This is a genomic window from Pseudomonas sp. (genome assembly GCF_035277045.1).
GTDB lineage: Bacteria > Pseudomonadota > Gammaproteobacteria > Pseudomonadales > Pseudomonadaceae > Aquipseudomonas.
This window is the reverse complement of sequence record NZ_DATELE010000099.1, coordinates 1-2,815: the sequence shown is the minus strand read 5'-3', so window position 1 is coordinate 2,815 and position 2,815 is coordinate 1. Positions and strand designations below refer to the sequence as shown.

At 66.5% G+C, this 2,815-nt stretch carries 5 protein-coding genes; 1 reads left to right on the top strand and 4 read right to left on the bottom strand.

What is annotated here, in order from left to right; translation table 11 throughout:
- A partial coding sequence (alkB, locus tag VJS90_RS04130) for a DNA oxidative demethylase AlkB (protein WP_324119375.1) occupies positions 1-558 on the top strand: 558 nt, incomplete at its 5' end.
- Positions 559-599: 41 nt separating this feature from the next.
- Here alkB and VJS90_RS04125 read toward each other — a convergent pair.
- Genes VJS90_RS04125 through VJS90_RS04110 form a run of 4 tightly spaced genes read right to left on the bottom strand, consistent with a single transcriptional unit; the run spans position 600 to position 2,802 of the window.
- Positions 600-1,436, bottom strand: a complete 837-nt coding sequence (locus tag VJS90_RS04125; RefSeq protein ID WP_324119374.1) for a CsgG/HfaB family protein — start codon at positions 1,434-1,436, stop codon at positions 600-602.
- Between the two features lie 27 nt (positions 1,437-1,463).
- The gene (locus VJS90_RS04120; RefSeq protein WP_324119373.1) at positions 1,464-1,883 is read right to left on the bottom strand and encodes a curli assembly protein CsgF; all 420 of its coding nucleotides are present in this window, start codon (positions 1,881-1,883) and stop codon (positions 1,464-1,466) included.
- A complete protein-coding gene (gene csgE, locus VJS90_RS04115; protein ID WP_324119372.1) occupies positions 1,880-2,275 on the bottom strand; it encodes a curli production assembly/transport protein CsgE in 396 nt (131 codons plus the stop codon). Before csgE ends, VJS90_RS04120 begins: the two co-directional genes overlap by 4 nt.
- Entirely contained in the window at positions 2,272-2,802 is a 531-nt protein-coding gene (locus tag VJS90_RS04110; RefSeq protein ID WP_324119376.1) for a type II secretion system protein, read from the bottom strand. Before VJS90_RS04110 ends, csgE begins: the two co-directional genes overlap by 4 nt.
- Between the last annotated feature and the right edge of the window lie 13 nt (positions 2,803-2,815).

Sequence of the window (2,815 nt, the reverse complement as noted above, 5' to 3'; positions counted from 1 at the left end):
CAGGACGAGGCGTTGCTCGATGTCCTGCGCCCGGTGCTGAAGGCGGCGCCGTTTCGGCACATGCATACACCGGGTGGGCTGCGCATGGCCGTGGCCTTGAGCAATTGCGGGGCGCTGGGGTGGGTGAGTGACGCGAAGGGCTATCGCTACAGTGCGACCGATCCGGCCAGCGGCTTGCCGTGGCCGGCGCTGCCGGACGTGCTCGTCGAGCTGGCCAACCGCGCCGCCGCGCTGGCCGGGTTCGATGATTTCCGGCCCGATGCGTGCCTGATCAACCACTACCGGCCGGGCACGCGGCTGACCTTGCATCAGGATCGCGACGAGCGCGACTTCAACCAGCCGATCGTGTCCGTTTCATTGGGCCTGCCAGCGGTGTTCCTGTTTGGCGGGATGAGCCGTTCGGCGCAGACCCAGCGAATTCCACTGAGTCATGGAGATGTGCTGGTCTGGGGCGGTGAGGATCGTCTGCGCTACCACGGGGTTCTGCCGCTCAAGCCGGGCGTGCATCCACGCCTGGGCGAGCGGCGTATCAACCTGACACTGCGCAAGGCGGGCTGAGCAAGCACCCGCCATCGGGCGCAACCGTATACGGAGCACTTTCACTGTTGCTGATACTGACTCAGGTACTTGTCCACCGCCGCCTTGTCCCCCTCCCCCGACACCTGCCACAGCCGCCGTTCGATACCCTGGGCCAGCAGGTGCCCGACCGCGGCTTCGATGGCCGAGAGCACGCACAGCTGCGCCGGCTCGTTGGTGGTGTAGCCGACTTCGGCCTCGAGCAGTTTCTTGAACTCGATGAACTTGAACACCCCGGCACTGCGCCCGACCGAGTAGATGGTCTTGCTGGTCATGACGTTGGCCAGCACCTGCCCGGTGCGCACATCGACGGCCCGCAGGTTGACGGTGACCTGGTCGACGCGGTACTCGCGGCTGATGTCGATGCCCAGGTAGCGGGCCCCTTCGCCGCCGCTGCGCACGTTGGTGTCGTAAGCGATGATGCCGCCCTCGAGCATCAGGTTGGCCGCCTGCAACGGGGGCAGCTCGGCCTGGATGTTGGCCGGGGTATCGGGCTTTTTCTGCGAGGCGCGGATGATCTTGCGCTCGGTCAGCAGGTTCTGCAGGCCTTCACGCTCGAGCACCACGAACCAGCCGCTGGCGTTCAGCGCATCCATCAGCATGCTCGCCGCCCCCTGGGTCACGCTGGTGGAAAACGAGCTGGCCGGGGTCGGTTTGTACTGCCCGGTCTGGTCGCGGAAACCATACACCACCGCCATCAGCCTTCCCTTGGGCCTGGGCATGTTGAGCAGATCGTAATAGGTCGAGGCCCGGGGCGTCAGGGTCGGCGTCTTGCTGTCGACCTCGGCGGACATCGGGTCACGGGTGCTGCATCCTTGCAAGGCGGCGAGGATCAGCAGTGCGCTGAGCAGGCGTTTCATATGTTTCTCCCCATGGTCCCGTCCCTCTCAGGGGTTCAGGCCGCTGACCTCGATGATGGAAATCTCCCCGGTGGCCCGGTCGGTGACCTCGATGCTGAGCGCGCCTGAATCGTCCAGGATGTTGACGATGAACGAGTCTGTCGACAGGCTGCCGGTATTGCCGTTGCTGAGGTTGTCCAGCAGCTGCGAAAGCAGCCGCGACTCAAGCTGGTTGCTGAAGCGCTCCAACGCCGAGGTACCGGCGAAGGCCGAGGCCCGGCTCTTGATGTCGGGATCGTCGTAGTCGTTCTGCGCCTGCGCGTTGTTGAGCAGCCAGGTGCCGTTGAGCGGGTTGCCGCCAAACGCCGGGTTGATCGGGGTATGCACAAGCTCGGTGGCCTGGGCCTGGCTTGCCAGGGCGCCGACAAGGGCACAGGCGGCGAGACTGCGTGAAAGGCGGATGTTCATAGCTCGTCCCTCTCCAGATCGGTGGTGTCTTGCAGCAGGCGTTGCAGCTTGCGCTGGATGACCTCCTGCTTGACCAGGTCGGCGGCCGCGACGGCCTCTTCTTCAAGTTGCGTGGTGTTGGGCGGCAGGAAGCGCCGGTACAACACCTCCCCTTCGTACTCCACCGTGACCAGGCTGCCCCAGCGGGCATCCGGGCGCTCGCGCACCACCAGGTTGAAATCCAGCCGGCTGGTGGCCCGCAGGCGATCGGTGAAGCTGTTGTAGAACCCGTGCCCGATGTGCGAGATGGTCTGGTCGACAATGAACCCCATCATCTCGTCCTCGGCACCGGCCCGCGCCTGCGGGCCCGCCAGCAGCAGGCTCAGGCCGAGGGCCATCAGCCAGCGCTTCATGGCGCGTCTCCCGGACTGTTGTGGGTGCGCCCGCCCGCGGTGCTTTCGGCAAACGCCTGCTCGGCCACGAACTGCCAGTCGCTGTACTGCCGCAGCCCCTCGAAACCGGACCACTGGGCATCGAAGCCGCTGTGCTTGAGCGGCGCCTCGAGCGAGCGGCTGTAGACGCCGGTGATGCGCCCATCCAGGTCGCGCAACACGCCCCAGTCGTCGCTGCCGGTCACAGGGTCGGGATACAGCCGGCGCAGGTGCTGGCGGGGGTTGGGAAAGCGGTTGTCCTCGACCAGCTCGATCAGCTCACGCGGGTACTGCGCCAGGCCCGGCGAGCTGCGGTAGAAGCTGCGCAGCGCCTGGGCGTACTGGCCGCCGACCCACAGCAGCTGGCGCTCGCGCTCGCGCTGGGCGCTGGTGCTCCAGAGCGTGCCGGTCGCCGCCAGCGCCATGCTGCTGACCGCGATCAGGAACAGCACGCCCAGGTAGGTGAAGCCCGCCTCGGCACGGCTACCACTCGGCATAGAGGCTGCCATCGCGCGCCCTCCC

Excerpts from the sequence above, each read along its gene's own strand:
- VJS90_RS04125 (WP_324119374.1), bottom strand. The coding sequence starts at position 1,436 with ATGAAACGCCTGCTCAGCGCACTGCTGATCCTCGCCGCCTTGCAAGGA.
- VJS90_RS04120 (WP_324119373.1), bottom strand. The coding sequence starts at position 1,883 with ATGAACATCCGCCTTTCACGCAGTCTCGCCGCCTGTGCCCTTGTCGGC.
- VJS90_RS04110 (WP_324119376.1), bottom strand. The coding sequence starts at position 2,802 with ATGGCAGCCTCTATGCCGAGTGGTAGCCGTGCCGAGGCGGGCTTCACC.
- csgE (WP_324119372.1), bottom strand. The coding sequence starts at position 2,275 with ATGAAGCGCTGGCTGATGGCCCTCGGCCTGAGCCTGCTGCTGGCGGGC.